This is a genomic window from Brevibacterium sp. 2SA, from assembly GCF_005502845.1.
In the GTDB taxonomy this organism is placed as follows: domain Bacteria; phylum Actinomycetota; class Actinomycetes; order Actinomycetales; family Brevibacteriaceae; genus Brevibacterium.
In genome coordinates, this window is the sequence record NZ_SCMW01000001.1 from 42161 (window position 1) to 68864 (window position 26704).

The window sequence follows — 26704 nt, forward strand, 5'->3', positions numbered from 1 at the left end:
CGCCTCGGAGACCGTGCGCCTCGTCATCCCCGAATCGATCGACCTCGTCGAATTCTTCGGACCCGGGGAGGCCAACCTCCGGGCGCTCGAGAAGGTCTACCCCGAGCTCGACCTCCACCTGCGCGCCAACCAGCTCCAGGCCGCCGGCGACCCCGACCAGGTGAGCGCGTTCGTCTCCGTCATCGGCGAACTCAAGAAGCTCCACCAGTCGGGCCACCGCATCGATGAGGAGACGATCGAGCGCGTCGCCTCGTTCTCCTCCGAGGGCAAGGCCGCCTCGGCGGTGATGGGGACGAACATCCTCTCGACCCGGGGCAAGTCGATCCGACCGAAGACGATGGGCCAGCACGACTACGTCAAGGCGATCCGGAACAACACGATCACCTTCGGCATCGGTCCCGCCGGCACGGGCAAGACGTATCTCGCGATGGCGATGGCCGTCAACGCCCTGCAGAACAAGGACGTCTCCCGGATCATCCTCACCCGCCCCGCCGTCGAGGCCGGTGAGCGCCTCGGCTTCCTGCCGGGCACGCTGGGGGAGAAGATCGACCCCTACGTCCGTCCCCTCTACGACGCCCTCCACGACATGGTCGACCCCGAATCGATCCCGCTGCTCATCGAGTCCGGCACGATCGAGGTCGCGCCCCTGGCCTACATGCGCGGGCGCACCCTCAACGACGCCTTCATCGTCCTCGACGAGGCGCAGAACACGACGGGGGAGCAGATGAAGATGTTCCTCACCCGCCTCGGCTTCGGCTCGCGGATGGTCGTCACCGGCGACGTCTCGCAGATCGACCTGCCCGGGAACACGAAGAGCGGGCTCAAGGTCGTGCAGAAGATCCTCGCCGGCATCGACGACCTCGCGTTCTGCCAGCTCGGCAGCAAGGACGTCGTGCGGCATTCGCTCGTGACGAAGATCGTCGACGCCTACGACCTGTGGGGGAACTCGAAGTGAACACGGAGATCGCGAACGAGACCGACGCCGAGGTCGACCTCGACGAGGTCGTGGCGCTCACCGAATACCTCGGCGAGGCCCTCCACATGCACCCCGGTGCGGAACTGTCGGTGACGATGGTCGACGAGGCGGCGATGGCCGAGCTCCACGTCACGTGGATGGATCTCGAGGGACCGACCGATGTCATGTCGTTCCCCATGGACCAGCTCAGCCGGGGCCGCGCCGACGCGCCGACAGAAGGCCAGATGGGCGACATCATCATCTGCCCGGCCGTCGCCGCGAAGCAGGCGGCGACCGCTGGGCACTCGACGATGGACGAGATCCTCCTCCTCACCGTCCACGGCTTCCTCCACCTCCTCGGCTACGACCACGGGGAGGCGGAAGAGCGCGAGGAGATGTTCGCCCTCCAGCGCCACCTGCTGCTGACGTTCTTCGCCGCTCGCTACGACGGGCGGACGGACATCCCCGCACCCACCGAGGTCTGACGCCGTGATCTGGCTCTTCCTCGGCGCGCTCCTCTGCCTTGTCGTCGCAGCCGCTCTGGCCGCCGTCGACGCCGCCCTGCTCAGCGTCTCCCACCATGCGATCCAGGACGCGAAGGCCGAGGGGAAGAAGTCCGCGGCCCGGGTCGAGCGGATCCTGGCCGACCTGCCGACGAACATCAACGTCATCATCTTCGTCCGCCTCTTCCTCGAGGCGCTGGCCACCGTCTTCATCGCACTCGCCTACGACTCGATCTACTCCGTGGGCCCGCTGATGATCGTGCTCACCGTCATCACCTCGTCGATCGCCGTCTTCGTCGTCGCCGGCATCTCCCCGCGCACGATCGGCCGCCGCCGCTCGCTCGGGGTGAGCCTGGCGCTCAGCGGGGTCGTCACCGTCCTCCTCGTCATCCTCAGACCCCTGACGCGGGTGCTCGTGTGGCTCGGCAACCTGCTCACCCCCGACCGCGTCTACCGCGACGGTCCCTTCGTCACCTCGGAGCAGCTGCGCGACCTCGTCGAGCGGGCCAGCGAATCCGATGTCATCGAAGACGGGGAGCGGGAGATGATCCAGTCGGTCTTCAGCCTTCGCGAGACCTCGGCGAAGCAGGTCATGGTTCCGCGCACCGACCTCGTCACCGTCACCTCCGGCACACCGCTGCACAAGGTGATGAACCTCTTCCTCCGCTCCGGGTTCTCCCGGATCCCGATCAGCGGCGACGACCTCGACGACATCGAAGGCGTCGCCTACCTCAAGGACGTCGCCCGCCGCCTCCACCAGCACCCGGAGGACGCCGACCGGCCCGTCAACACGCTCGCCCGCGACGTCCTCTTCGTGCCCGAGACGAAGCCGGCCGACGACCTCCTCAGGCAGATGCAGATCGATTCGACGCATCTGGCGGTCCTCGTCGACGAGTACGGGGGCACCGCGGGGCTGGTCACCATCGAGGACATCGTCGAGGAGATCGTCGGCGAGATCGAGGACGAATACGACTCCGGCGACGAGGACCTCGTCAGCGACGACGACGGCTCGTTCGTCATCAGCACGCGCATGTCGATCACCGACTTCGCCGAGTACTTCGACGTGCGCATCGACGAGGACGACGTGACGAGCGTCGGCGGTCTGCTGACGAAGCTCGTCGGCCGCGTCCCCATCGCCGGTTCGACCGCGCACATCGCCGGGCTCCGGCTCACCGCCCTCGAAGGCCAGGGGCGCCGGCACCGCATCACCCACGTCAAGGTCACCAGGGAAGAGAGCTGAGATGGACTTTCGCACGGACTACCCGGAGGACTACCGCGCGGGCTTCGCGTGCTTCGTCGGCCGCCCCAACACGGGCAAGTCGACGCTGACGAACGCGCTCGTGGGGGAGAAGGTGGCGATCACCTCGGCGAAGCCCCAGACGACGAGGCACACGATCCGCGGCATCGTCCATGAGGACGACTACCAGCTCGTCCTCGTCGACACCCCCGGTCTCCACAAGCCGCGCACCCTGCTCGGCTCGCGCCTCAACGACCTCGTCGTCGCCACGCTCTCCGAGGTCGACGTCATCGGCTTCTGCCTGCCCGCGGACGAGCCGATCGGGCCCGGTGACCGCTACATCGCCTCCCAGCTCGCGCTGCTCGACGGCCGGACCCCGATCGTCGCGCTCGTGACGAAGGTCGACACGGTGAGCCAGGAGAAGGTCGCCGAGGCGCTCCTGGCCGTCGGTGAGCTCGCCGACTTCGCCGACGTCGTCCCCGTCTCCGCGGTCGACGGCTTCCAGGTCGACACCGTCGGACAGGTGCTGGCCAGCCACCTGCCGGTCTCGCCGCCGCTCTACCCCGAGGGTGAGCTCACCGACGAGCCCGAGGAGGTGATGATCGCCGAACTCGTCCGCGAGGCCGCCCTCGAGGGTGTGCGCGACGAACTCCCGCATTCGCTCGCCGTGCAGGTCGAGGAGATGTACCCGCGGGAGGGCCGCAGCGAGGACAACCCGCTGTGGAACGTCCACGTCAACCTCTACGTCGAGCGCCCGAGCCAGAAGGCGATCATCATCGGCAAGGGCGGCAAGCGGCTCAAGGAGATCGGCTCGGTCTCCCGCCGCGGCATCGAAGCGCTGCTGGGCACGAAGGTCTACCTCGACCTCCACGTCAAGGTCGCCAAGGACTGGCAGCGCGACCCCAAGCAGCTCGGGCGCCTCGGCTTCGACTTCAGCTGAGCCGGGGCCCGGTCGGCCCGCATCGACGCCTGCCATAGAATTGGGCGAGTGAATGCCGAGCAGACTCTGACCTCTCTGAGTGAGCGCAACCCGAAGGTCGCCCCCGAAGAACTCATCGCCGGACTCGTCCCGCCCCCGCAGTTCGAGAACGTCTCCTTCGCGAGCTATCGCACCGACCCCGCCCAGCCCTCGCAGGCCGAGGCGCGGAACAAACTCGAGGAGTTCGTCGCCGCCGACCGGTCGACCGGGTTCTTCGGCAAGCTCTTCGGCAAGGGCAAGGACGGTCCGAAGGGCGTCTACCTCGACGGCGGCTACGGCGTCGGCAAGACCCACCTGCTCGCCTCGGCGTGGCATGCCAATGAGAAGCCGGCGACCTTCGGCACCTTCGTCGAGTACACGAACCTCGTGGGAGCGCTCGGCTTCGTCAAAGCGCGCGACGACCTCAAGGAGATGAAGCTCGTCTGCGTCGACGAGTTCGAACTCGACGACCCGGGCGACACCGTGCTCATGTCCCGGCTGATGCGCGAGCTCACCGATGCCGGGGTGAAGATCATCGCGACGTCGAACACCCTGCCGGGGTCGCTCGGCGAGGGGCGCTTCGCCGCCCAGGACTTCCTCCGCGAGATCCAGGCGCTGGCCGACCAGTTCGAGGTCTACCGGATCGACGGCCAGGACTACCGGCACCGCGGTCTCACGGCCCCGGCCGAACCGCTCACCCCCGAGCAGCTCGACGCGGCGGCGGCGCAGCTGTCCGGCAACGTCGCCCGCGACGACTTCTCCACTCTGCTCGACCACCTCGCGACCGTCCATCCCTCGAAGTACGGCCGTATGGTCGACGGGATCGACGCCGCCGTGTGGGACGACGTGCGCACGATCGACAACGAGAGCGTGGCGCTGCGCTTCGTCGCCCTCGTCGACCGCCTCTACGACCGCGACGTGCGGATCATCAACTCCGGTGAGCGCCTCGACAAGGTCTTCACCGAGGAGTCCCTGGCCGGCGGCTACCGCAAGAAGTACATGCGCTGCCTCTCGCGCCTCACCGCGCTCTCGGCCCCGGAGACCGAGGAGGCCTGAGGGGCCTCCCGCCACGGGATCGTCTGCCTAGCGCAGGTGGAGGAACTCGAGCAGTCCGCCGAGGTCGGGCACCCAGTCCGGGATGCCGATGAGTCTGAGGACGAGCCACACGATGACTGCGACGAAGGCCGCCGTCAGCGCACCGACCGTCCAGCGCACCCAGAGCGGCTGCCGCATGATCCAGCGCGTCCACGCCTCGACGCGCACCCGCACGAAGTGGAGGAGATGCCTGGCCCAGTGGAACTCGGTCGAGATGACGAAGAGACCGATGATGACGATGAGCCAGCCCGGCCCCGGCAGGGGCACGAGGATGAGGCCGAAGATGACGATGAGCGTGCCGACGCCGCCGACGATGAGTCTGAAGAGGCGATCGACGTGGGGGTTGGCGGCGACGCTCTGCCGCCATCGGAGGTAACCCAGTCGGCACTGTCTCCACGGGCGCCTCCCGTGCTTGTGATGACGCGACAGCCAGCCCTTCGGGCGCTTGACGGGGGATCGTTCGCTCACACAGCACATTCAACCTCACCAGCCTGAAAGCTTGATCGGGAGCTGTGACGACGATCACCGCGGATCGATTTTGCGTGCGGGGCCGGCTGCGTATAGAGTTATATCTCGTTGCCAGGGAAACCAGGCAGCGAAACGCGGATGTGGCTCAGTTGGTAGAGCATCACCTTGCCAAGGTGAGGGTCGCGGGTTCGAGTCCCGTCATCCGCTCGGAGGCGTCATGGCACTGCCTTGGCGGTGGCGTGGCCGAGAGGCGAGGCAGCGGCCTGCAAAGCCGTATACACGGGTTCGAATCCCGTCGCCACCTCGGATTCCTCGACAGTCTGACTGTCGGTGAGTCGGCGCGATTGGCGCAGCGGTAGCGCGCTTCCTTCACACGGAAGAGGTCACTGGTTCGATCCCAGTATCGCGCACAGGGACCATTACGGTTCCGGTGCAACAAATGAATAGAGCGCGATTGGCGCAGCGGTAGCGCGCTTCCCTGACACGGAAGAGGTCACTGGTTCGATCCCAGTATCGCGCACAACAGGAACCCCGGACTTAGGTCTGGGGTTTCGTGCATTCACTCCAGTGCTCGACTCCTCGAGGTCCGTGCTCGCAGGGGCCTCCCGCGGTCCCCGCCGTCGTGCTGTCGAGCGCCGTTGCCGCGGCACGTCGTCGTGTCCGCGTGACCTGTCGTCCTCACCGGTGAGAATGTGTGTCAGTTCTGCCACGAATGAGGCGGGCGACCGCTACTCTTGTGCTTGTACGCTAATCACAGCAAACATCGACAAGGACTTCGGAGCAACTATGTCTACCCCGCAGAATCCGTACGACCCGAACCGCGGTTCGGGCAACGACAACTCTGACCAGAACTCGTCTGCCGATCAGAGCCGATCGGCTGAGGACAATGGCAGCCAGGCGCCTCAGTACAGCTCGGGGGATCAGGCCCCGCAGTACGGCTCGGGCGACACCCGCTCCTACGACAGCGCGAACGATGCCACGCGCGCCTACGATTCGAATGACACCCCTCCTACGGCAGCGGTGACCAGGCCCCGCAGTACGGCTCCCAGCAGCAGTACGGCCAGGACCAGAACCAGGGCTACGACCAGAACGCGCAGGGCGGCTATAGCCAGAACCAGGGCTACGACCAGAACCAGAACTACGGTCAGGGCTACGACCAGAACGCGCAGGGCTCTCAGGGCGGCTACGGCCAGAGCTACGGACAAAACCAGGGCTACGACGCCAACCAGTACGGCCAGAGTCAGGGCTACGACGCCAACCAGTACAGCCAGCAGCCCTCCTACGCGGCAGCCGGCGGTGGCGGGGGAGACCAGTTCACCCCGGCGAACCCCAACGCCTCCTACGGCACCTACTCATCGGGGTCGGGCAACAACACCTCGAAGAACATCTGGGGCATCCTCGCGCTCATCGGCGGCATCGTCGGCGTCGTCCTCGGCTTCGTATTCGGCATCGGCTTCCTCTTCGCCGTCGCCGCGATCATCTTCGGCTTCATCGGCCTCTCGGCGATCAAGAAGGGGCAGGCGAACAACAAAGGCCTCACCCTCACCGGCCTCATCCTCGGCTTCGTCGGAGTCGTGATCTCGATCATCGTCATCATCGCGACGATCATCGGCCTCGGAATGATCGGCAGCGCGGTCAACGAGGGCATCCAGAGCTACTCGCCGACCGCTCCGGCACCGATGGACCCGTCTGATCCGGGCCTCGAATCGCCCGACTCCGGCAGCACCGACGACTCCTCTGCTGAGGCAGCCCCCGTCGAGGGCGGCGAGGTCGAGATCGGCACCGATGTCACGGCCGCGATCTCCGTCACCTCCGACACTGCGAGCGACACCGCGATCGGCGCCGAATCGACAAACGGTGAGATCGCCGTCGTCACGATGACGGTGAAGAACAACTCGAGCTCCGACGTCGACATGGGCCTCACCCTGCTGAGCGCGACCAACGGCTCCGGCGCGACCTACCAGGAAGTGTTCGACGGATCCCAGTACCAGGGCATCCTCGGCTTCGACGAGCCGGTGCCGGCCGGCGGCGAGCAGACCTACGAGTTCGCCTATGCGGTTCCGGCCGCTGAGGTCGATGGCGTCGAGCTCACCCTCTCCCTCATCGAGGACCTCGGGGCCGGTACGGAGTTCACCTTCAAGAAGGCCTGAGCCCAGCAGCGCCGCACGGTTCGGGTGTCCCGGACAGCCGCGCTGTCGGGGATCCCGCACCGTTCGGTGCGACCCTGTTCACCCCATCAGTTGGGCGGCAGTCGGACGACTGCCGCCCAACTGATTCTGCAGTCCCGTTGAGGGACTAGACTCTAAGAGCGGCGTGCGCGCAGGCCCGTCCTGAGAGACTGGCCGCGCCCCAGGCCCGCACCGCGAGACAAGCACAACGAAACGGAGAAATTCAGTGGCAGACAGCATCGACTGCGCGGGCCAGAGCATCCCCTGGACTCAGGGCATGACCGGGACGGAGATCTTCTCCACGGACCGCGCGGTGGTGGCGATGTGGCTGAATGGAGAGCCGGCCGACCTCAGTCGCGAACTCTCCGCGGGCGATGCGATCGCCCCGATCACCATCGATTCCCCTGAGGGGCTCGACATCCTCCGCCATTCGACCGCGCACGTCACTGCGCAGGCCGTCCAGGATCTCTTCCCCGATGCGAAGCTCGGCATCGGGCCCTACATCACCGACGGCTACTACTTCGACTTCGACGTCGCCGAGCCATTCACGCCCGAGGACCTCAAGGCCATCCAGAAGAAGGCCGCGCAGATCGTCAAGTCCGGCCAGACCTTCAACCGGGTCGTCGTCACCGAGGACGAAGCGCGTGAGCGCATGGCGAACGAGCCGTACAAGCTCGAACTCATCTCCGACAAGGGCGCCGGTGACGACGAGTCGGCGGCCGTCGAGGTCGGCGCCGGCGAACTCACCGTCTACGAGAACGTCGACCGCAAGGGCGAGGTCGTGTGGCAGGACCTCTGCCGCGGCCCCCACCTGCCGAACACGAAGCTCATCGGCAACGGATTCGCCGTCACCCGCTCCTCGGCGGCGTACTGGCGCGGCGACCAGGCCAACGCGAGCCTGCAGCGCGTCTACGGCACCGCGTGGGCGTCGAAGGACGATCTCAAGGCCTACCAGGACCGCCTCGCCGAGGCGGAGCGCCGTGACCACCGCAAGCTCGGTGCCGAACTCGATCTCTTCTCGTTCCCCGAGGAGCTCGGCTCCGGTCTGCCGGTCTTCCACCCCAAGGGCGGCATCATCAAGCGGGAGATGGAGGACTACGTCCGCGCCCGCCACATCGCCGAGGGCTTCGACTACGTCGGCACCCCGCACATCTCGAAGGAGACCCTCTACTACACCTCGGGGCACCTGCCCTACTACGGGGAGAACATGTTCCCGGCGATGCTCGTCGACGAGGTCCGCGATGAGGAGGGCGAGATCGTCAAGGAGGGCACCCCGTACCGGCTCAAGGCGATGAACTGCCCGATGCACAACCTCATCTACCGCTCGCGGGGCCGTTCCTACCGCGACCTGCCGCTGCGCCTCTTCGAGTTCGGCACCGTCTACCGCGACGAGCCCTCCGGCGTCGTCCACGGCCTCACCCGCGTCCGCGCCCTCACTCAGGACGACTCCCACTCCTACGTCGCCGTCGAGGACGCCGCGGCCGAGATCCGCCACCTCCTCGGCTTCGTCCTCAGCCTGCTCCGGGACTTCGGCCTCAACGACTTCTACCTCGAACTCTCGACCCGCGACGAGGACGGGAAGAAGAAGGACAAGTTCATCGGCTCCGACGAGCAGTGGGCCGAGGCGACGGCGACGCTCGAGCAGGTCGCCGCCGAATCCGGTCTCGAACTCGTCCCCGATCCCGGCGGCGCCGCCTTCTACGGCCCGAAGATCTCCGTCCAGGCCCGCGACGCGATCGGCCGCACGTGGCAGATGTCGACGGTCCAGCTCGACTTCAACCAGCCCGAGCGCTTCGGCCTCGAATACGTCGCCGCCGACGGCACCCGCAAGCGGCCGGTGATGATCCATTCGGCGAAGTTCGGCTCGATCGAGCGCTTCCTCGGCGTCCTCACCGAACACTACGCCGGGGCCTTCCCGGTGTGGCTCTCGCCGGTCCAGGTCACCGCGATCCCCGTGGCCGAGGAGTTCAACGACTACCTGACCGAGGTGGCCGACCAGTTGCGCGCGGCCGGCGTGCGGGTCGAGGTCGACGACAGCGACGACCGCTTCCCGAAGAAGATCCGGAACGCCTCGAAGTCGAAGGTCCCCTTCGTCCTCATCGCCGGCGGTGAGGACCGCGACGCCGGGGCCGTGTCGTTCCGCTTCCGCGACGGCACCCAGGACAACGGCGTGCCCGTCGCCGAGGCGATCGCCCGGATCACCGAGGCGATCGAGACCAAGGCCCAGGTATGACGAGCGAGGGCGAGCAGGCCGCGGACCCGGACCACCACCTCGGCGCGGGGGACCGTCCGGATCCCGCGCTGGGCATGGACCTGTCCGACATCGAAGCCGCCGAGGGCTTCCCGCGCGTGCCCGACGCCTTCCAGCGGCTGTGGACACCGCACCGGATGGTCTACATCGGGGGACAGGACAAGCCGAAGGACTCCGGTCCCGCCGAGTGCCCGTTCTGCGCTGCGCCGAAGAAGTCCGATGAGGAGGCGCTCATCGTCGCCCGCGGTGAGACCGTCTACGCGGTGCTCAACCTCTACCCGTACAACCCGGGTCACCTGCTCATCTGCCCGTACCGTCATGTCGCCGACTACACGGAGCTGACACCGGCGGAGACGGTCGAGCTCGCGGAGTTCACGCAGAAGGCGATGGAGGTCATCCGGGCCGTCTCTGGCCCCGACGGCTTCAACCTCGGGATGAACCAAGGCGAGGTGGCCGGAGCGGGGATCGCCGCGCACCTGCACCAGCACGTCGTCCCGCGGTGGAGTGGAGACGCGAACTTCCTGCCCATCGTGGCGCAGACGAAGGCCCTGCCGCAGGTGCACGCCGATGTGCGAGCGGCACTGTCGAAGGAATGGAACCGATGAACCCGGAAGATCTCGATTCGCTCGCCGAGTACGCCACACCCGTCGCCGCCGGTGATGAGACGATCATCGCGATCTCTCGTCCCGACCTCGAATCGAACTCGTACCTCTCCCAGCTCTTCGCCGTCGGCGCCGATTCCCCGCGCCGCCTCACCCACGCGTGGCGCGACACCTCACCGCAGATCGGTGAGGCATGGGCGGCCTACCTCAGTGCCGAGAAGGGCGAGCGGTCCCAGCTCTTCGCCGGCCCCACCCTGACGACGGCGCACCGGATCACCGATCGCCACCTCGGCGTCTCCGAATTCGCCCTCGACGATGCCACGGGCCGCGTCCTCTACATCTCCCGGGTGCCCGAACCCGGCCGCTACGGCACCGACGACGACATTCCCGCCGACGAGGAGGCGCCGCGGCGGATCACCTCGGCGGCGTATCAGGCCAACGGTCTCGGATACGTCAAGGATCGTCCCGCGCGGGCGTTCCTCGTCGACCTCATCGAACCCGGGCTCGGCAAGTCGGGGATCGCCGGCTCCGACGAGGTGCCGCTCTCGACGATGCTCACGACCCCGGACTCCGATGTCCACGACCCGCAGTTCTCGCCCGACGGCGCGCACATGAGCGTCGTCGCCGCGACTCATCCGGACCACGGCGCACCCGACCTGCGCTCGACCGTGTGGCTGCTCGGGGCGAAGGGACCCACCCCGCTCGAGCTGCCGCGGATGAGTGTGAGCCTCCACCGGTGGATCGACGCCGACCGGATCCTCCTCGTCGGCAGCGACCTCACCCGTGACGAACTCGACTTCGTCGGGCAGATGCCCGGTCTCTTCGTCCACGACATGCGCACCGGGACGACGCAGCGGCTGACCGATCCCGAGACGGTCGCCGTCGCCCAGATCCCACCGCAGATCGTCGCCGGGACCGTCGTCTTCGCCGTCGACTCCGACGGTGCGACACGTCTGGCCGGCCTCCGCCTCGATGATGTGCTCGAAGGGTCGGCCGGGGCCGATGGCTCGGCTGTGATCGATGAGTCGGCCGTCACCGGCACCGAGGCGGCTCTCGACGATCTCGTGTTCCTCACCGACGACGTCACCGTCGTCACGGGCTTCGACGTCGCCGACGGCACCGCGGTCGTCACCGCGGTGACGCCGACGACACCGGCCGCACTGCTGCGCGTCGACGTCGACGCCGCTCGAGAGTCGTCCGGGGCACCGGTTCCCACCGTCGTGCTCGAGCATCCCGCTCCGGCCGCCTCGGTGCGTCCCGAGGTCCTCCGGGTCGAGGGTCCCGGCGGCACGGTCACCGGATGGCTCGCCAAACCCGCCGGGCAGGGCCCGTTCCCGGTGATCCTCAACATCCACGGCGGACCGTTCGCGCAGTACACGCACGGCTGGTTCGACGAGACTCAGGTGCTCACCTCGGCGGGCTATGCCGTCGTCTACGCGAACCCGCGCGGTTCGGGAGGACGGACGCGCACGTGGGGCACCGCGGTGCAGGGCGATATGGCCGCCCCGGCGATGGCCGACGTCCTCGCTGTCCTCGACCACGCACTGGCCGCGGATGCCGACCTCGATGCCAGCCGCCTCGGCGTGCAGGGCGGATCGTACGGCGGGTATCTCACGGCGATGACGATCGCCGCCGACCACCGCTTCGCCGCGGCGATCGTCGAACGCGGATACCTCGACCCGCACAGCTTCCTCGGCACCTCCGACATCGGACGCTTCTTCACCGAGGAGTACACCTCGCGTGATGCCGCGGCGATCGCCCGGCAGTCCCCGCTCGCCCACGCGGCTGAAGTGCGCACCCCGACGCTCGTCATGCACTCCGAACTCGACTTCCGGTGCCCGCTCGAACAGGCACAGCAGTACTACGCCGCGCTCCAGCGGGCCGGAGTCGTCACCGAGCTGCTCATCTTCCCCGGTGAGAACCATGAGCTCTCGCGCTCGGGGCAGCCGCGACATCGCCGGCAGCGCTTCGATGCGATCCTCGACTGGTGGGATCAGCGCCTGCGGGCCCCCAAGGCCGACTGCACGACCGTCGATCGCCCGCTCACCACCTCGGCGGTTCGCTGACCCGATGCTCAACACCATCGCCCGCGAGGCATTCACCCGACTCTTCCGTCCCCTGGCCAGGCTGCTCCTGCGCCTCGGGCTCACCCCCGATGCCGTGACGTTCATCGGCACGCTCGGGGTGAGCGCCGGCGCGCTGATCTTCTACCCGCTCGGGCACCTGTTCTGGGGCACGGTCGTCATCACCGTCTTCGTCTTCTGCGACATGCTCGACGGGATCATGGCCCGGGAGATGGGGCGCAAGAGCCTGTGGGGCGCATTCCTCGACTCGACGCTCGACCGCATCGCGGACTCCGCCGTGTTCGTCGGTCTCGCACTGTGGTTCTTCCTCGGTGCGGATGATCCGCTCACCGCACTCCTCGCCCTCGGCTGCCTGGTGACAGGGTCGCTTGTCTCATATGTGCGGGCGCGGGCCGAGGGCCTCGGCGTCCACGCGTCCGGCGGAATCGCCGAGCGCGCCGACCGGTTGTTGGTCACACTCATCGTCACCGGCTTGGTGGGAATGGGACTTCCCGATATCGTTCTGACGGTCGCCTTGGGCGTCTTGATGATCGCCTGCTGCATCACTATCCTGCAAAGAATTTCGTCTGTCCGCCGTCAACTCCTGGAGAAACATGAAACCGCGTAAAGCTTCACGGGTCGTTCTGCTCAATGAGCGCGACGAGGTTCTCCTCATCAGGGCCCAGGACCTGCTCACGCCCACCCATCAGTGGTGGATGACCGTGGGCGGCGGCTCGGAGATGGGCGAATCGCCGGCGCAGACCGCGGCCCGCGAACTCGCCGAGGAGACCGGCCTCGAATGCGAACCCGGCGACCTCATCGGTCCGCTCGCTATCCGCGACGAGGTCTTCCACTTCACCGAGAAGGAGCTGCGGCAGCTCGAGACGTACTTCGCCTACCGGACGAGTGAGGACATCGAACTCGAGGACGCCGTGTGGACCGACATCGAGAAGCGCAGCCTGCTCGAGTTCCGCTGGTGGTCCCGCGACGAGCTCATGGCGACGACCGAGACGATCTACCCGAAGAACCTGCTCAGCCTCATGGAGCTCGCCGCCGTCGGCACCGTGCCCGACGTCCCCCTCGTCATCGACTGAGCGGGGCCGCGTCGCCGGTCCGGAGCGGTTGCGGGGTCGATCTGTGGCGATGACGGTGCCGGTTCATGGCGATGCCGTCGGCACCGCCTCGGTGGGAAGCGACTGAGCCGAGGCGCGACTGCACCGGGGCAGGAGTCAGCCGGACCGCCTCGGCGGGAATCGATCGCACTTTCGCGGGAGACAACCGCACGTCCGCGGGAATCGCCTCCACCGCCTCGGCGGGAAACGACTGCACCGCGACGGGTTTCGGCGCGCGGGCGCTGGGGCGTATAGAATCTAAGGGCTTCATCTATAGGAAGGAACACCAGTGTCAGGTCATTCCAAATGGGCAACGACTAAGCACAAGAAAGCTGCCATCGATGCCAAGCGCGGCAAGCTGTTTGCCAAGCTGATCAAGAACATCGAGGTTGCCGCACGCAACGGTGGACCTGATCCCGACGGCAACCCGACTCTCTTCGACGCGATCCAGAAGGCGAAGAAGAACTCGGTGCCCGCAGACAACATCAACCGCGCGGTCAAGCGCGGCGGCGGCCTCGACGGCGAAGCGGTCAACTACGAGACGATCATGTACGAAGGCTACGCGGCCGGCGGCGTCGCACTCCTCATCGAGTGCCTCACCGACAACCGGAACCGTGCGGCCTCCGAAGTGCGCGTCGCCGTGACCCGCAACGGCGGTTCGATGGCCGATCCCGGTTCGGTGTCGTACAACTTCAACCGCAAGGGCGTCATCGTCGTCCCGGCCGATGGCACCGATGAGGACGCCATCGTCGAGGCGACCCTCGAAGCCGGCGCCGAAGAGGTCAACGACGAAGGGGAGACCTTCGAGGTCATCTCCGAGGCGACCGACCTCGTCGCGGTGCGCACGGCGCTCGTCGACGCCGGCATCGACTACGACTCCGCCGAGGCCTCGTTCGTCCCCGGACTCAAGGTCAGCCTCGACGCGGCCACCGCCACCAAGGTGTTCAAGCTCATCGACGCCCTCGAAGACAGCGACGAAGTGCAGAACGTCTATTCGAACGCCGACGTCAGCGACGAGGTTCTCGCAGAACTCGACGCCTGATGCGCATCCTCGGCGTGGACCCCGGCCTCACCCGGTGCGGATTCGGCGTCATCGACACCCTGCCGGCCAGGAAGGCCGCCATGGTCGCCGTCGACGTCTTCCGCACCCCGTCCGCGGATTCCGTGGACCTGAGGCTGGGGTCCCTCGCCGAGGCGTTCGACACCTGGCTGGACACGCACCGTCCCGATGTCGTCGCGATCGAGCGGGTCTTCGCCCGCAACGACGTTTCGACGATCATGGGCACCGCGCAGGCCTCGGGCCTGACGATGGGGTTGGCCGCGCGCCGCGGGATCCCTGTCGCCATGCACACGCCGTCTGAGGTCAAAGCCGCGATCACGGGCTCCGGACGGGCGGACAAGAAGCAGGTGACGAACATGGTCACCCGCATCCTCGGACTCGACGCGCCGCCCAAGCCCGCCGACGCCGCCGACGCGCTGGCCATCGCGATCTGCCACTCCTGGCGAGGAGCGCTCAGTGCCCAGTCGACGCCAGGCATGAACAAGGACCTCACCGAGCGCAAGGGCGGCGGCCGGCAGGGGAGTGGGCTGACCAGAGCCCAAGAACAGTGGGCCCGTGCACTGCGCAATGCGAAGTGAGCTTCGGAACAAGTTCCACTCCGCGCTCTTCACGCCATCGTCACTGGTGAGCAGCGCGCTTTTCGACTGAATAGAACTGCCCCGAATGTCTTCGAAAATCAGTTGAGAAAATCGAACGAAACTATAGACATGTGATGTCCGTGACATCTAGAATAGAGGCAACCGCACAACATCACCGTTGACGGACAGATTGCCGAGATCATGACGCTCACGCCGGAACGACCGCAGAACCACCGGGATGATGGCTCCCGTGGCAAAGAGTCGGGCGCGCGTGCAGACGCATCGAAGACGCGGCCCGGGTCGCGCGGCAAGAAGGGCTCGACGGCCCCACGATCACTTCGCGATCAGCTCGAAGCGGCCGGAATGGATCTCAGCGGTCATGGGCTGGCTGAGACGCTCGGCAGCATGGACGCGGTCGCGGCGCCTGACTTCTCTGCGGTTGATCCTTCGGCCTGCGATCACTCGCTTACTGTCCCTGCAGACGCTGGACTCTCTGCCCGAGAGGTTCGCCGAGGCGACGGCGGAGGGAATGGCTCATCGACCGCTGCGGGCGAGTCAGGGGGCACCACCGGCGTCGAGGGAGTCGGCTCACCTCAATCCGCGCGCAACGACATGGACGCCGCCGGTGCACCGCGACCGTGTGTGTCCGATATGGACAACCCCTTCCAAGCGGCCGTCGACGAGCACCGTGACACCTCCCTGGCGGACTCTCCTCATCCGATGCTCTCGAAGGAGCAGTGGGCTGACCTCGGAGACTCGGTTCCCGAAGTGACCGACAGCATCGCGGCGATCACCCGACTCGAAGCCGAACTCCGCGATTTCCGACGCCCGATGGGACCCGACGAGGCCATCACCGTGATGAGGGGAGTCGAAGCGCTCAGCCGTCTTGTCGATTCGCTCCACGCTGTGACGCTGTCGGTGTTCGAACGCGTCGGAACACCCAAGGACTACGGGGCGAAATCGACGAAGGCGCTGGTGCAGGACAAACTCCAACTCAGCAGCACCGAGGCACACCGCCGCACCGAGCTGGCGAAGAACCTCGGCAACCGGGTCGACCTGACTGGGCAGTCGCGGCCGCCGAAGTATCCGATCGTCGCGGCCGGTCTGCAGTCCGGAGCGCTCTCGTCGAGCCAGGCGGCGATGATCGGAAAATGCCTCGACGAGGTCCCCTTCTGGCTCGGCGTTGAGGTGCGCGAACGGATCGAGGGCAAACTCGTCGAACGCGCTCCGAGCGTCCGCGTCTCCGACCTCCGGCGGATCTTCACCGCCATGCTCGACCGGGTCGATCCCGACGGCACCGAGCCGACCGACTTCCACGACCGCTCGAAGTACAAGGTCAACGTCCGGCAGCGCCACGACGGCGACTGGGACCTCAGCGGCCTTCTCGACCCGATCACCGGTGGCATCATTCAGGGATGGCTGACCTCGCGGATCAAAGCCGATGACCCGACCGGAGCGGACAGTCCGACCGGAGCGGGAGACTCGACCGGAGCGGACAGTCCGACCGGCGAAAGCGACTCGTCCGGAGCGGACAGTCCGACCGGAGCGGGCGCCACGACCGGTGACAGTCGCGCAGACGCCACGACGGGTCTCGACGGTGGATCCGGTGACGGCAGTGCACACGATCCGACAGGTCCTGGCGGTGGACCCGCTGATGACCTCCGCGTCGAGGGCGAACAGATGCTCGAGCTCTTCGACAGCGTGCTCGCCGGAGACATCACCGACAGGCCACTGCCGGCCGATGCGAATCCGCAGCTGTCGGGACCCGGCTCTGAGAACCCCCGCGGCTGGGGTGTCCGCGCCGACGGCACGTTCGCCGACACCTCGAGCGAACAGGGCACAGTGCAGAATCTCATGTACGAACGCTTCTCGACACTGATCTCCCACACCGAAATGGGTCGGGTCGGCAGGGGAGCGCCGTTCGCCCTCGTCGTCACCGCCACGGCCGAGAACCTCGCCGAGGGGAAAGGCCGGGCGACGACGGGAGCCGAAGCCGACTTCCCGATCGACCTCGCCGCCGATGAGGGCCTCAACGGCACGGTGTTCTTCCATCTCATGACCGAGAAGGCGAAGTCGATGGCGCTGGCGACCGAACAGCGGCATGCGACTCCCCGTCAGCTGGCGATCCTCGGCGCGCGAGACAAAGGCTGCACTTTCCCCGGATGCGAGACTCCACCGGGCTGGTGCGACGCGCACCATGTCTTCCCGTGGGCGCTCGGCGGCAGAACCGACCTCAATAACCTCACCCTCGTCTGCAGCATGCACCACCACCTCATCGACAGATCCGAGTGGGAGACGATCATGCTCAAGGACGGCCGTGCCGCATGGATACCACCGGCTTCGATCGACATCGAACGGCGACCGATCCTCCATGCACGATTCGTCACCGACGATGCCGTCGACTCACTCTTCGCCGACCTTCCGTATTCGCCGCTCACCGCCGCCGACGTCGGCGTCGACGCGGAGCATTGTGGGCCGGAGCTGATGCGGGGGAGCGACGCGGATTCGGAGCAATGGGGCAGTGTGCCCGAATCGGGAGTCGCGCGTGGACCGGGCTGGGGCATCGACGACTGCAGCGATGGTGGCGCCACCGATGGCGGCGCCACGGGCGGCGTTGCCGTCGGCGGCGCAGTCGACGGAGAGATGTCGCCGGGAGGCGAAGCCACCGGTGATGATGCCACCGGTGACGATGATCCTGGTCCCGGGGATCGAGGTCTGTGGTGAGCGGCCCGCTCGAGGGGACGAGTGTGCCGCACGCCCGGGCATGTCGGATGAGGCGAGCGACCTCGAACTGTTAGTCTGGATTCGTACACGTGTTCCCACCTGAAAGGCAGTCCGTGATCAGTTTCCTCAGCGGTACGGTTCATCGCATCGCAGCTGACCACCTCGTCGTCCTCACCTACGGTGTCGGCAGGAAAGTGCACGTGACACCCGACACCCTGGCCGGCACCCGCCACGGCGCCGACATTGACCTCGTCACGACCCTCGTCGTCCGCGAGGACTCGATGACCCTCTTCGGCTTCGGCACCGAAGACGAGAACCACACCTTCGAGGTCCTCCTGACGATCTCGGGCATCGGACCCCGCCTGGCGATGGCTATCCTCTCCGTCATGGGCCCCGACGAACTCGCCGCCGCGATCGCCGGCCAGGACGCCACCGCCCTCACGCGTGTGCCGGGCATCGGCAAGAAGGGCGCCTCACGCATCATCCTCGAACTCGAGAACAAGCTCCCGAAGTTCGCCGCCGCAGCGCCCGGCCCCACGCTCTCCTTCGGCGGGACCAACCAGCAGGTCGTCGACGCCCTCGTCGGCCTCGGCTGGAAGGAACCCCAAGCCGCCGAGGTGGTCCAGGAAGTCGTCGCTGACCTCGGGGCCGACGCCGGCACCTCGGCGCTGCTCAAGGCCTCGCTCAAAGTCCTCGGTGCCCGGAAATGACCGACCGCGAAACCACGTCCTACGAGATGGACTTCGGCGACCAGCGCCTCACCGGTGCCGAGCACGACCGGCTCGTCTCCGGCAGCGCCGAAGCCGCCGAACGCGATGCCGAGGCGGCGCTGCGGCCCAAAGGGCTCCACGACTTCATCGGCCAGCCCCAGGTTCGCGAACAGCTCTCCCTCGTCCTCGACGCCGCGAAGGCCCGGCACAAGGCCCCCGACCACGTCCTGCTCTCCGGCCCACCCGGGCTCGGCAAGACGACGCTGGCGATGATCATCGCCCACGAGATGCAGGCAAGCCTGCGTGTGACCTCCGGACCCGCCGTCCAGCACGCCGGCGACCTCGCCGCGATCCTCTCCTCCCTCGAAGAGGGCGAAGTCCTCTTCATCGACGAGATCCACCGGATGGCCCGCGCCGCCGAGGAGATGCTCTACGTGGCGATGGAGGACTTCCGCGTCGACGTCATCGTCGGCAAGGGCCCCGGCGCCACGGCGATTCCGCTCGACCTCCCGCCCTTCACCCTCGTCGGCGCGACGACCCGTTCGGGACTCCTTCCGGCACCGCTGCGCGACCGCTTTGGGTTCACCGGGCACCTCGACTTCTACTCGAGCGCCGACCTGCTCACCGTGCTCACCCGCTCTGCCCGGATGCTCGGCATCGACGCAGAGAACCGTGGGCTCACGGAGATCTCCACCCGCTCCCGGGGCACACCCCGCATCGCCAACCGTCTGCTCCGCCGCGTCCGGGACTGGGCGCAGGTGCGCGGCAACGGCACCATCGACGAGGCCGCCGCACTCAACGCGCTCACCGTCTACGAAGTCGACGAACTCGGCCTCGACCGCCTCGACCGCTCCGTCCTCGAAGTCCTCTGCAAGCGCTTCTCCGGCGGGCCCGTGGGACTCGGCACGCTGTCGGTCTCGGTCGGGGAGGAAGCCGATACGGTCGAGACCGTGTCCGAGCCGTACCTCGTGCGGGAGGGCCTCATCAGCCGCACCCCACGCGGACGCGTCGCCACCTCGGCGGCATGGAGGCATCTGGGACTCCACATCCCAGCAAACTATGAGTACTGAACCCTGCGTATCGGTTCGCCTTGAGTACGGACTTCGAACTAAGCTAGTGCACTGGTCCGTTCTTATGGAAGGTTGATACCTGTGGATTTGCTGATCCCTCTCGCGCTCGCTGCGCTGCTGATTTTTTTCCTGTTCAACTCTCGGCGTAAGCAGAAGGCGCGTGCGGAGCAGATCAAGACGAACCTCGTCCCCGGAGCCAAGGTCATGACGACCTTCGGCGTCTTCGGCACCGTGCTCTCGATCGACGACGAGGACAACCAGGTCACCATCGAATCCGGGCCCGGCACGATCCTGCGCGTGCACCGCCAGGCCATCGGCCAGATCGACACCCCGGACACCGCGGTCGATGCGGCCCCCGCCACCGAGGCGACCGACTCCCCGGCGATCACCGACGCCGAACTCGACGCGATGAACGAGCGCAAGCGCGCCGAGGCCGGCGACGACGATATCAAGGCCGCCGACGCTGACGTCGACGCCGCCGATGCCGACCTCAAGGCCGATCGCGCTGATGCGAAGGCTGACCGCGCCGATGCGAAGGCCACCGATGCCGACCTCAAGGCTGACCGCGCTGATGAGAAGGCGCTCGACGCCGATCTCAAGGCCGATAATGCTGATCTCAAGGCCGACAATGCCGACCGCACTGCCGCCGAGGCGGATGCGGCTGCGAAGACCAGCGCCGACGACGTGGACGGCAGCTCGACTGAGGATCCGTCGAAGGGGACCGGCACCGACAAGCCGGACACCGACGACAAGAAGAACTGATCCCCTCACTGCACCCGATCGAAAGCTGAGACGTGTCCGACATCGAAGAAAAGCCACGCCCTGGTTTGCGCTTCCTGTGGTTGACGATCGTCACCCTGATCCTCCTCGGCGTCCTCGGCGCAGGGATCATCTGGTCCGACGCCACTCCCACACCGAAGCTCGCCCTCGACCTCGAGGGCGGCACCTCGATCATCCTGGAACCCCAGGTGTCAGAGGACACGACGATCAGCAAGGAACAGCTCGATCAGGCTGTCGCCATCATCCGCCAGAGGGTCGACTCGACGGGTGTCTCCGAAGCCGAGATCACGACGCAGGGCGACAGGAACATCGTCGTCAACCTGCCGGGCAACCCGGATGAGGAGACCCGCAACCTCGTCCGCTCCTCGGCTCAGCTCGTCTTCCGCCGCGTCGCCCTCGTCGGCGACCCGCGCTCCCAGGCGCAGATCGACGAAGAGCAGCAGGGACAGAACGGGGGAGACCCCTCTGAGGGACTCACCGACGAGGAGCGTCAGCGCCTCGAAGATTTGACCGGCGGCAGCCAGGACGCCCCGACCGGCGGCGGCGCCGTCGTCAACTCGAGCAGCTCAGACGAAACCGGCGCAGACGAACCCGGCGCAGGCAACGGAAGCGCAGACGAACCCGCGAACGCCGGCGGCAACGCGCCCGCCCCGTCCGAGTCGCCAGCCGGTGAGACACCGGCCGGTGAGTCGCCGGCCCCGACCCAGGCAGGCGAAGGCCAGGGCGAGGACACCCAGGTGACCGACTCGACGCCGCGCCCCCTGTTCGATCCCGAGCAGGACACTGCCGAATGGCAGACGCAGGAGATCATCAACCAGTACACGGAGCTCGACTGCACGAACCCGGAGAACCGGACCGGCGGCGTCCAGCAGCCGGCCGACGAGCCGGTCGTCTCGTGCGCCCAGGACGGGTCGGCGAAGTACGTGCTCGGCCCCGTCGAACTCTCCGGTGACCACCTCACCGACGCGACCTTCGGCTACGCGGCCGGCGCCAACGGCGTCCAGACCAACCAGCCCGCCGTCAACCTCGAGTTCGACGACACGGGTCGCGAGATCTTCAAGCAGATCACCTCGGCGATCACCGGCCTCCAGCAGCCGTACAACCAGTTCGCGATCTCGCTCGACGGCCTCGTCCTCTCCGCTCCGACCTCGAACGCCGTCATCACCGACGGCCGGGCCGAGATCTCGGGCAACTTCACCCTCGACGAGGCCCAGACACTGGCCAACCAGCTCAAGAACGGCTCCCTGCCGATCAGCTTCCAGGTCCAGAGCGAAGAGCAGATCTCACCGACCCTCGGTGCGAACTACCTCAACATCGGCATCCTCACCGGACTCGTCGGTCTCCTCCTCGTCGTCGTCTACTCGCTCCTGCAGTACCGGGTCCTCGGACTCGTCACCGTCTCGAGCCTCGTCGTCGTCGGCGTCCTCACGTATCTGCTCCTCCTCATCGCATCGTGGAGATACGGCTACCGGCTCTCCCTGGCCGGTGTCGCCGGTATCATCATCGGCATCGGCATGGCGGCGGACTCGTTCATCGTCTACTTCGAACGCGTCCGAGACGAGCTGCGCAGCGGACGGAACCTCCTCTCGGCCGTCGAAGTCGGCTGGGACCGCGCCAAGCGCACGATCTGGGCGTCGAAGTCGGTCAACATGCTCGCCGCCGTCATCCTCTACATCCTCGCCGTCGGTTCGGTGCGCGGCTTCGCGTTCACCCTCGGCCTCGCGGTCATCGTCGACATCCTCGTCGTCTTCCTCTTCACCCACCCGATGCTCCAGCTCCTCGCCCGAACGAAGTTCTTCGGCCAGGGGCACCCGATGTCGGGTATGGATCCGCGTCTGCTCGGAGTCAAACCGGCCGCCTACCGCGGTGCGCTCGGCATCGACCTCGACAACAAGGACAAGTCGCCCGAAGCCCAACGCCGCGACAAGGCGCGGGCCCGCAAACTCGGCCTCGACGACGACACGGAGACCATCGCCGGCCGCCGCGCCAAGCGCCGGGCCGAGGCGAAGAACTCCACGTCGTCTGAGGAGTCCACCGGCAGCTCCCGCACGGCCACCGCGACGACGACCGCACTCGCCGACGGTTCGTCGGAGACCGCCGAGGTGACCGAGGCCGACGACACGACGACGAAGGACACCGCCGCGGACTCAGAAGACTCCGAGTCCGGCACGGCAGCGTCGACCGAGTCCGCAGATTCGGCCGTGACGAAGAAGACGAAGAGCTCGCGACGCAAACGCGGATCGGACACTCCGTCGACCGGCGGCACGATCGCCGAACGCAAGGCGGCCGCCAAGCGCGCGGCAGCCGCAGACGAAGAGAAGGGGGCAGAGAAGTGAAGAAGTTCTTCGCCTGGGGCAACCGCCTCCACAACGGTGAGTCCTCCATCCCCTTCGTCGGGAAGGCCAAGCTCTGGCTCTCGATCGCCGGCGTCCTCGTCATCCTCTCCCTCCTCGTTCCGCTCATCGCCGGATTCAACTTCGGCATCGCCTTCCGCGGCGGTTCGCAGTTCCAGGTCGACAACGTCACCGACACCTCGGCGAGCAAGGGCGAGACCATCGTCAACGACGTCGTCCCCGACTCCGAACCGCGTCTGACCCCGACCGGGGACACCGCGGTGCGCATCGAGACGAACCAGCTCTCCGACGAGCAGATGCAGGAAGTCCGCGACGCCCTGTCGGCCGGCTACGACGTCCCCGCCGAGGACGTCACCTCGACCTTCGTCGGCCCCCAGTGGGGCGCTGACGTGACCCAGAAGATGGTCAGGGCGCTCGTCATCTTCGTCGCGATCGCGATGATCGTCATGGCGCTCTACTTCCGGACCTGGAAGATGTCGCTGGCCGCGATCGTCGGACTCTTCGTCGTCATGATCGTCACGATGGGCATCTACTCGGCCACCGGCTTCGAAGTCACCCCGGAAGCCGTCATCGGCTTCCTCACCGTCCTGAGCTTCTCGCTCTACGACACGGTCGTCGTCTTCGACAAGATCCGCGAGAACACCGCGAGATTCAAGGACAACAAGCGCCTGAAGTTCTCCGAGCTCGTCAACCTCGGCATCAACCAGACGACGGTGCGCTCGATCAACACCTCCGTCGTCTCGGTGCTGCCGATCGCCTCGATCCTCTTCATCGGCGTCTTCCTCCTCGGCGCGGGCACGCTCGTCGACATCTCGCTCTCGCTCTTCGTCGGCACGATCGTCGCCGCCGCCTCGACGCTCTTCGTCGCCAGCCCCCTATACGCGCTCCTGCGGTCGAACGAACCCGCCGTGAAGGAACAGGAAGAGGCCGTGCGTGAATTACGCTTGAAGGACGGCAAAGACGATGTGGCACCCGTGATCCACGCCGAGGTCTGAGACGAGACCACGAGCTGGATCACGTCAGAGAGGGGGACGTGGTGGCATCATCGGCTGAATCGCGCCGTCCGCGCGGCATCTCCCGTCTGGCCTGGTGGGCGGCCAGGGCGCAGAACGACCCCGGCTACCCGCGGGTGCTCGGACCGATGATCCGGGCCCTGCAGTCGAGCCACCCGAAGGCTGACATCGACCTCGTCGTGCGTGCCTACACGGTCGCCGAGGAGGCCCACCGCGGGCAGACCCGGAAGTCCGGGGACCCCTACATCACCCATCCGGTGGCGGTCGCGACGATCCTCGCCGAGATCGGCATGCTCCCGGTCACCCTGGCCGCGGCGCTCCTCCACGACACTGTCGAGGACACCGACTACTCGCTCGAGCAGCTCACCGAGTCCTTCGGACCCGAAGTCGCGGCAATGGTCGACGGGGTGACGAAGCTCGACAAGCTCACCTACGGTCAGGCCGCCCAGTCGGAGACCGTGCGGAAGATGATCGTCGCGATGGCCAAGGACATCCGCGTCCTCGTCATCAAGCTCGCCGACCGTCTCCACAACGCGCGCACATGGAAGTTCGTGCCCGCCTCCTCGAGCACGAAGAAGGCACGCGAGACCCTCGAGATCTACGCCCCGCTCGCGCACCGGCTCGGCATGAACACGATCAAGTGGGAACTCGAGGACCTCTCGTTCCAGGTCCTCCACCCCAAGGTCTACGACGAGGTGGTCCGCCTCGTCGCCGACCGGGCACCGGAGCGGGAGAAGTACCTTTCGACCGTCTCGCACGAGCTCCAGTCCGAACTCGCCGACTCCGGCATCGAGGCGGCCATCACCGGCCGGCCGAAGCACTACTACTCGATCTACCAGAAGATGGTCGTGCGCGGTCACGAGTTCGCCGACATCTACGACCTCGTCGGCGTCCGCGTCCTCGTCGAGACCGTCCGCGAATGCTACGCGACCCTCGGCATCGTCCACGCCCGCTGGAACCCGGTCCCCGGCCGGTTCAAGGACTACATCGCGATGCCGAAGTACAACATGTACCAGAGCCTCCACACCACGGTCATCGGCCCAGGCGGCAAACCCGTCGAGATCCAGATCCGCACCCATGAGATGGACCGCCGTGCGGAGTTCGGCGTCGCCGCCCACTGGAAGTACAAGGATCGCGGCAACCCGTCGAAGGCGATCACCTCGAACACCGCCCGTTCGGTCAAGGTCTCCGACGACGGCGGAGTCGACGACGCCGCGTGGCTGCGCCAGCTGCTCGACTGGCAGCGCGAGGTCAGCGACCCCGACGAGTTCCTCGACAGCCTCCGCTACGAGGTCAACTCGAAGGAGGTCTACGTCTTCACCCCCAAGGGCGACGTCATGAGCCTGCCCGCGGGTGCGACCCCCGTCGACTTCGCCTACGCCGTCCACACCGAGGTCGGCCACAAGACGATGGGCGCCCGCGTCAACGGCCGCCTCGTCGCCCTCGACACGGAGCTGAAGAACGGCGACTCCGTCGAGGTGTTCACCTCGAAGGACGAGAACGCCGGCCCGAGCCGCGACTGGCTCGGCTTCGTCAAGAGCCCCCGCGCGCGGTCGAAGATCCGCCAGTGGTTCTCGAAGGAGCGGCGCGAAGAGGCGATCGAGAACGGTCGCGAACAGCTCGCCCGCGCGATGCGCCGACACTCGCTGTCAGCGAACGCCCTGATGAGCCAGGAAGCCCTCCAGGTCGTCGCCACCGAGCTGCGCCTGCCCGACGTCACCGCGCTCTACGCGGCGATCGGCAACGGTGTGACCTCGGCCGCCCACGTCGTCGACCTGCTCGCGAAGGAGGTCGGCGAAGAGGAGGAGGTCGCGGTCCTCCCGCCGGAGCCGCGCAACCGCACCGGTCAGTCATCGGGCCACCACTCCTCGGCCGGCGGCGTCGTCGTCAAGGGCGTCGACGACGTCCTCGTCAAACTCGCCCGCTGCTGCACTCCGGTGCCCGGGGATGAGATCGTCGGCTTCGTCACCCGCGGCTCCGGGGTCTCCGTCCACCGGGTCGACTGCCCCAACGTCGTCTCCCTCGAACGCGAACCCGAGCGCATGGTCGAGGTCTCGTGGGGCGAGAAGACGAGCGGGGTCTACCTCGTCCAGATCCAGGTCGAGGCCCTCGACCGTTCGGGTCTGCTCTCCGACATCACGAAGGTGCTCACGGAGACCCACGTCAACATCCTCTCCGCGTCGGTGGCGACATCGAAGGCCCGGGTCGCCCAGTCGAAGTTCGTCTTCGAGATGTCCGATGCCAGCCACCTCGACACCGTGCTCTCCGCGGTCCGCAAAGTCGAAGGCGTCTTCGACGTCTACCGCATCTCCGGCGGCTGAGTTCCCTCGTCCCGCTGCACGCTTGTTGCGGCCCGGATGCCGGGGCGTGTGAAATGGTCGACGACCTGCCGCATCTGCGCGGCGTACGGGCGCCGTCCCACCTCGTCGAGGTAGAGCCGCAGGCGCCTGACCATGTCACCGGGGACATCGTCGATGAGTGCCGCGATCTGCGGGCCTGAGGCCCGCCTGGGGTCGCGGACGAGGGGGAGAAGCAGGTCGTAGAGGGTGCGCATCGGCGTTGTCACCGGGTGACCCGCGATCGTCTCCCAATCACCGCGGTTAAGACTGAGCTCGTGGACGACGAGCCCCGTCGTCTCGAGCACGCGCCGGCGCGGATGCGTCGTCAGCGTCAGCGGACTCGGGGCACGACCGAGCCCGACGTGGACCCACCACGCGGTCGCGTGGGAGACGACGAGGCGGGCAGGGATCTGCGCGGCGAGCGCACTCATCCGCTCCTCGGGACCGAGCACCGCCCCCGCGCGCACCCACGTCGTCTCCGACAGTCTGGTGAGCAGACCGTCGAGAGTGAGCTCTGTGAGATGCTCATAGCCGAAGTCGCTGAGACGGTAGATGTCCTCCATGGCGCAACTCTCGTCGCCTCACACGCTGAGATCAAGAGCGGAGACGGCGCCTGTGGATAACCGGCCGGCGGCGGCATCGCCTGTGGATAACCGCCGAAGCT

General features: G+C 67.1%; 23 protein-coding genes and 4 tRNA genes. 24 read left to right on the top strand and 3 right to left on the bottom strand.

What is annotated here, in order from left to right; all coding sequences use genetic code 11:
• Positions 1 to 13 precede the first annotated feature (13 nt).
• From FFS20_RS00170 to zapE, 5 genes are read left to right on the top strand one after another with little or no spacing between them, the layout of a single operon-like run.
• A complete protein-coding gene (locus FFS20_RS00170; RefSeq protein ID WP_232623612.1) occupies positions 14 to 955 on the top strand; it encodes a PhoH family protein in 942 nt (313 codons plus the stop codon).
• The gene (ybeY, locus tag FFS20_RS00175; protein WP_137823926.1) at positions 952 to 1440 is read left to right on the top strand and encodes an rRNA maturation RNase YbeY; all 489 of its coding nucleotides are present in this window, start codon (positions 952 to 954) and stop codon (positions 1438 to 1440) included. Before FFS20_RS00170 ends, ybeY begins: the two co-directional genes overlap by 4 nt.
• Positions 1441 to 1444: 4 nt before the next feature.
• The gene (locus FFS20_RS00180; RefSeq protein WP_137823927.1) at positions 1445 to 2698 is read left to right on the top strand and encodes a hemolysin family protein; all 1254 of its coding nucleotides are present in this window, start codon (positions 1445 to 1447) and stop codon (positions 2696 to 2698) included.
• Between the two features lies 1 nt (position 2699).
• The gene (gene era / locus FFS20_RS00185; protein ID WP_137823928.1) at positions 2700 to 3635 is read left to right on the top strand and encodes a GTPase Era; all 936 of its coding nucleotides are present in this window, start codon (positions 2700 to 2702) and stop codon (positions 3633 to 3635) included.
• Positions 3636 to 3683: 48 nt separating this feature from the next.
• Positions 3684 to 4709 carry a cell division protein ZapE gene (zapE, locus tag FFS20_RS00190; protein ID WP_137823929.1) on the top strand — a complete coding sequence of 342 codons (1026 nt, stop codon included), beginning with the start codon at positions 3684 to 3686 and terminating at the stop codon, positions 4707 to 4709.
• Between the two features lie 27 nt (positions 4710 to 4736).
• Here the strand turns inward: zapE and FFS20_RS00195 are convergent, their stop codons facing one another.
• On the bottom strand, positions 4737 to 5216 hold the full coding sequence (locus tag FFS20_RS00195; protein WP_249356327.1) for a TIGR02611 family protein: 480 nt from the start codon (positions 5214 to 5216) through the stop codon (positions 4737 to 4739).
• Between the two features lie 134 nt (positions 5217 to 5350).
• On the opposite strand from FFS20_RS00195, the gene FFS20_RS00200 reads away from it, so the two are divergent.
• The 4 genes from FFS20_RS00200 to FFS20_RS00215 all read left to right on the top strand — a co-directional run bounded on the left by FFS20_RS00200 (position 5351) and on the right by FFS20_RS00215 (position 5736).
• Positions 5351 to 5423: transfer RNA gene (locus FFS20_RS00200), tRNA-Gly, on the top strand.
• 26 nt (positions 5424 to 5449) lie between these two features.
• A tRNA-Cys gene (locus FFS20_RS00205) sits at positions 5450 to 5520 on the top strand.
• A gap of 34 nt (positions 5521 to 5554) precedes the next feature.
• Positions 5555 to 5626 (top strand) — tRNA-Val (locus FFS20_RS00210).
• Positions 5627 to 5664: 38 nt separating this feature from the next.
• Positions 5665 to 5736, top strand: a tRNA-Val gene (locus tag FFS20_RS00215).
• Positions 5737 to 6564: 828 nt separating this feature from the next.
• Here FFS20_RS00215 and FFS20_RS00220 read toward each other — a convergent pair.
• The gene (locus tag FFS20_RS00220) at positions 6565 to 6804 is read right to left on the bottom strand and encodes a hypothetical protein (protein WP_137823931.1); all 240 of its coding nucleotides are present in this window, start codon (positions 6802 to 6804) and stop codon (positions 6565 to 6567) included.
• Here FFS20_RS00220 and FFS20_RS00225 point away from each other — a divergent pair.
• The 15 genes from FFS20_RS00225 (at position 6791) to FFS20_RS00295 (ending at position 26022) form a co-directional block, all read left to right on the top strand.
• On the top strand, positions 6791 to 7366 hold the full coding sequence (locus FFS20_RS00225; protein ID WP_137823932.1) for a DUF4352 domain-containing protein: 576 nt from the start codon (positions 6791 to 6793) through the stop codon (positions 7364 to 7366). The genes FFS20_RS00220 and FFS20_RS00225 overlap by 14 nt on opposite strands.
• A gap of 244 nt (positions 7367 to 7610) precedes the next feature.
• Entirely contained in the window at positions 7611 to 9617 is a 2007-nt protein-coding gene (gene thrS / locus FFS20_RS00230; RefSeq protein WP_137823933.1) for a threonine--tRNA ligase, read from the top strand.
• A gap of 74 nt (positions 9618 to 9691) precedes the next feature.
• On the top strand, positions 9692 to 10240 hold the full coding sequence (locus FFS20_RS00235) for an HIT domain-containing protein (protein WP_249356370.1): 549 nt from the start codon (positions 9692 to 9694) through the stop codon (positions 10238 to 10240).
• Complete coding sequence (locus tag FFS20_RS00240) at positions 10237 to 12303, top strand: prolyl oligopeptidase family serine peptidase (RefSeq protein WP_137823935.1); 2067 nt, start codon at positions 10237 to 10239, stop codon at positions 12301 to 12303. The genes FFS20_RS00235 and FFS20_RS00240 overlap by 4 nt, the downstream gene beginning before the upstream one ends.
• Before the next feature lie 4 nt (positions 12304 to 12307).
• On the top strand, positions 12308 to 12928 hold the full coding sequence (pgsA, locus tag FFS20_RS00245; protein WP_137823936.1) for a phosphatidylinositol phosphate synthase: 621 nt from the start codon (positions 12308 to 12310) through the stop codon (positions 12926 to 12928).
• Entirely contained in the window at positions 12915 to 13394 is a 480-nt protein-coding gene (locus tag FFS20_RS00250; RefSeq protein WP_137823937.1) for an NUDIX domain-containing protein, read from the top strand. Before pgsA ends, FFS20_RS00250 begins: the two co-directional genes overlap by 14 nt.
• A 307-nt stretch (positions 13395 to 13701) precedes the next feature.
• Positions 13702 to 14454, top strand: coding sequence for a YebC/PmpR family DNA-binding transcriptional regulator (locus FFS20_RS00255; RefSeq protein WP_137823938.1), 753 nt, complete (start codon positions 13702 to 13704; stop codon positions 14452 to 14454).
• Complete coding sequence (ruvC, locus tag FFS20_RS00260; RefSeq protein ID WP_137823939.1) at positions 14454 to 15050, top strand: crossover junction endodeoxyribonuclease RuvC; 597 nt, start codon at positions 14454 to 14456, stop codon at positions 15048 to 15050. Before FFS20_RS00255 ends, ruvC begins: the two co-directional genes overlap by 1 nt.
• A gap of 651 nt (positions 15051 to 15701) precedes the next feature.
• Entirely contained in the window at positions 15702 to 17774 is a 2073-nt protein-coding gene (locus FFS20_RS00265) for an HNH endonuclease signature motif containing protein (protein ID WP_171006927.1), read from the top strand.
• Between the two features lie 113 nt (positions 17775 to 17887).
• A complete protein-coding gene (gene ruvA, locus FFS20_RS00270) occupies positions 17888 to 18484 on the top strand; it encodes a Holliday junction branch migration protein RuvA (protein ID WP_137823941.1) in 597 nt (198 codons plus the stop codon).
• A complete protein-coding gene (gene ruvB / locus FFS20_RS00275; RefSeq protein WP_249356330.1) occupies positions 18481 to 19554 on the top strand; it encodes a Holliday junction branch migration DNA helicase RuvB in 1074 nt (357 codons plus the stop codon). Before ruvA ends, ruvB begins: the two co-directional genes overlap by 4 nt.
• Before the next feature lie 81 nt (positions 19555 to 19635).
• Positions 19636 to 20316, top strand: a complete 681-nt coding sequence (yajC, locus tag FFS20_RS18180; protein ID WP_249356333.1) for a preprotein translocase subunit YajC — start codon at positions 19636 to 19638, stop codon at positions 20314 to 20316.
• Positions 20317 to 20396: 80 nt separating this feature from the next.
• Positions 20397 to 22670, top strand: a complete 2274-nt coding sequence (secD, locus tag FFS20_RS00285; RefSeq protein WP_137823942.1) for a protein translocase subunit SecD — start codon at positions 20397 to 20399, stop codon at positions 22668 to 22670.
• Entirely contained in the window at positions 22667 to 23683 is a 1017-nt protein-coding gene (secF, locus tag FFS20_RS00290) for a protein translocase subunit SecF (protein ID WP_137823943.1), read from the top strand. Before secD ends, secF begins: the two co-directional genes overlap by 4 nt.
• Before the next feature lie 41 nt (positions 23684 to 23724).
• Positions 23725 to 26022: a bifunctional (p)ppGpp synthetase/guanosine-3',5'-bis(diphosphate) 3'-pyrophosphohydrolase gene (locus FFS20_RS00295; RefSeq protein ID WP_137823944.1), complete on the top strand. Its 2298-nt coding sequence runs from the start codon at positions 23725 to 23727 to the stop codon at positions 26020 to 26022.
• Here the strand turns inward: FFS20_RS00295 and FFS20_RS00300 are convergent.
• Positions 26001 to 26603 (bottom strand): hypothetical protein, encoded by a 603-nt coding sequence (locus FFS20_RS00300; RefSeq protein WP_181365626.1) that lies wholly within the window; start codon positions 26601 to 26603, stop codon positions 26001 to 26003. The two genes, FFS20_RS00295 and FFS20_RS00300, sit on opposite strands and share 22 nt — an antisense overlap.
• Between the last annotated feature and the right edge of the window lie 101 nt (positions 26604 to 26704).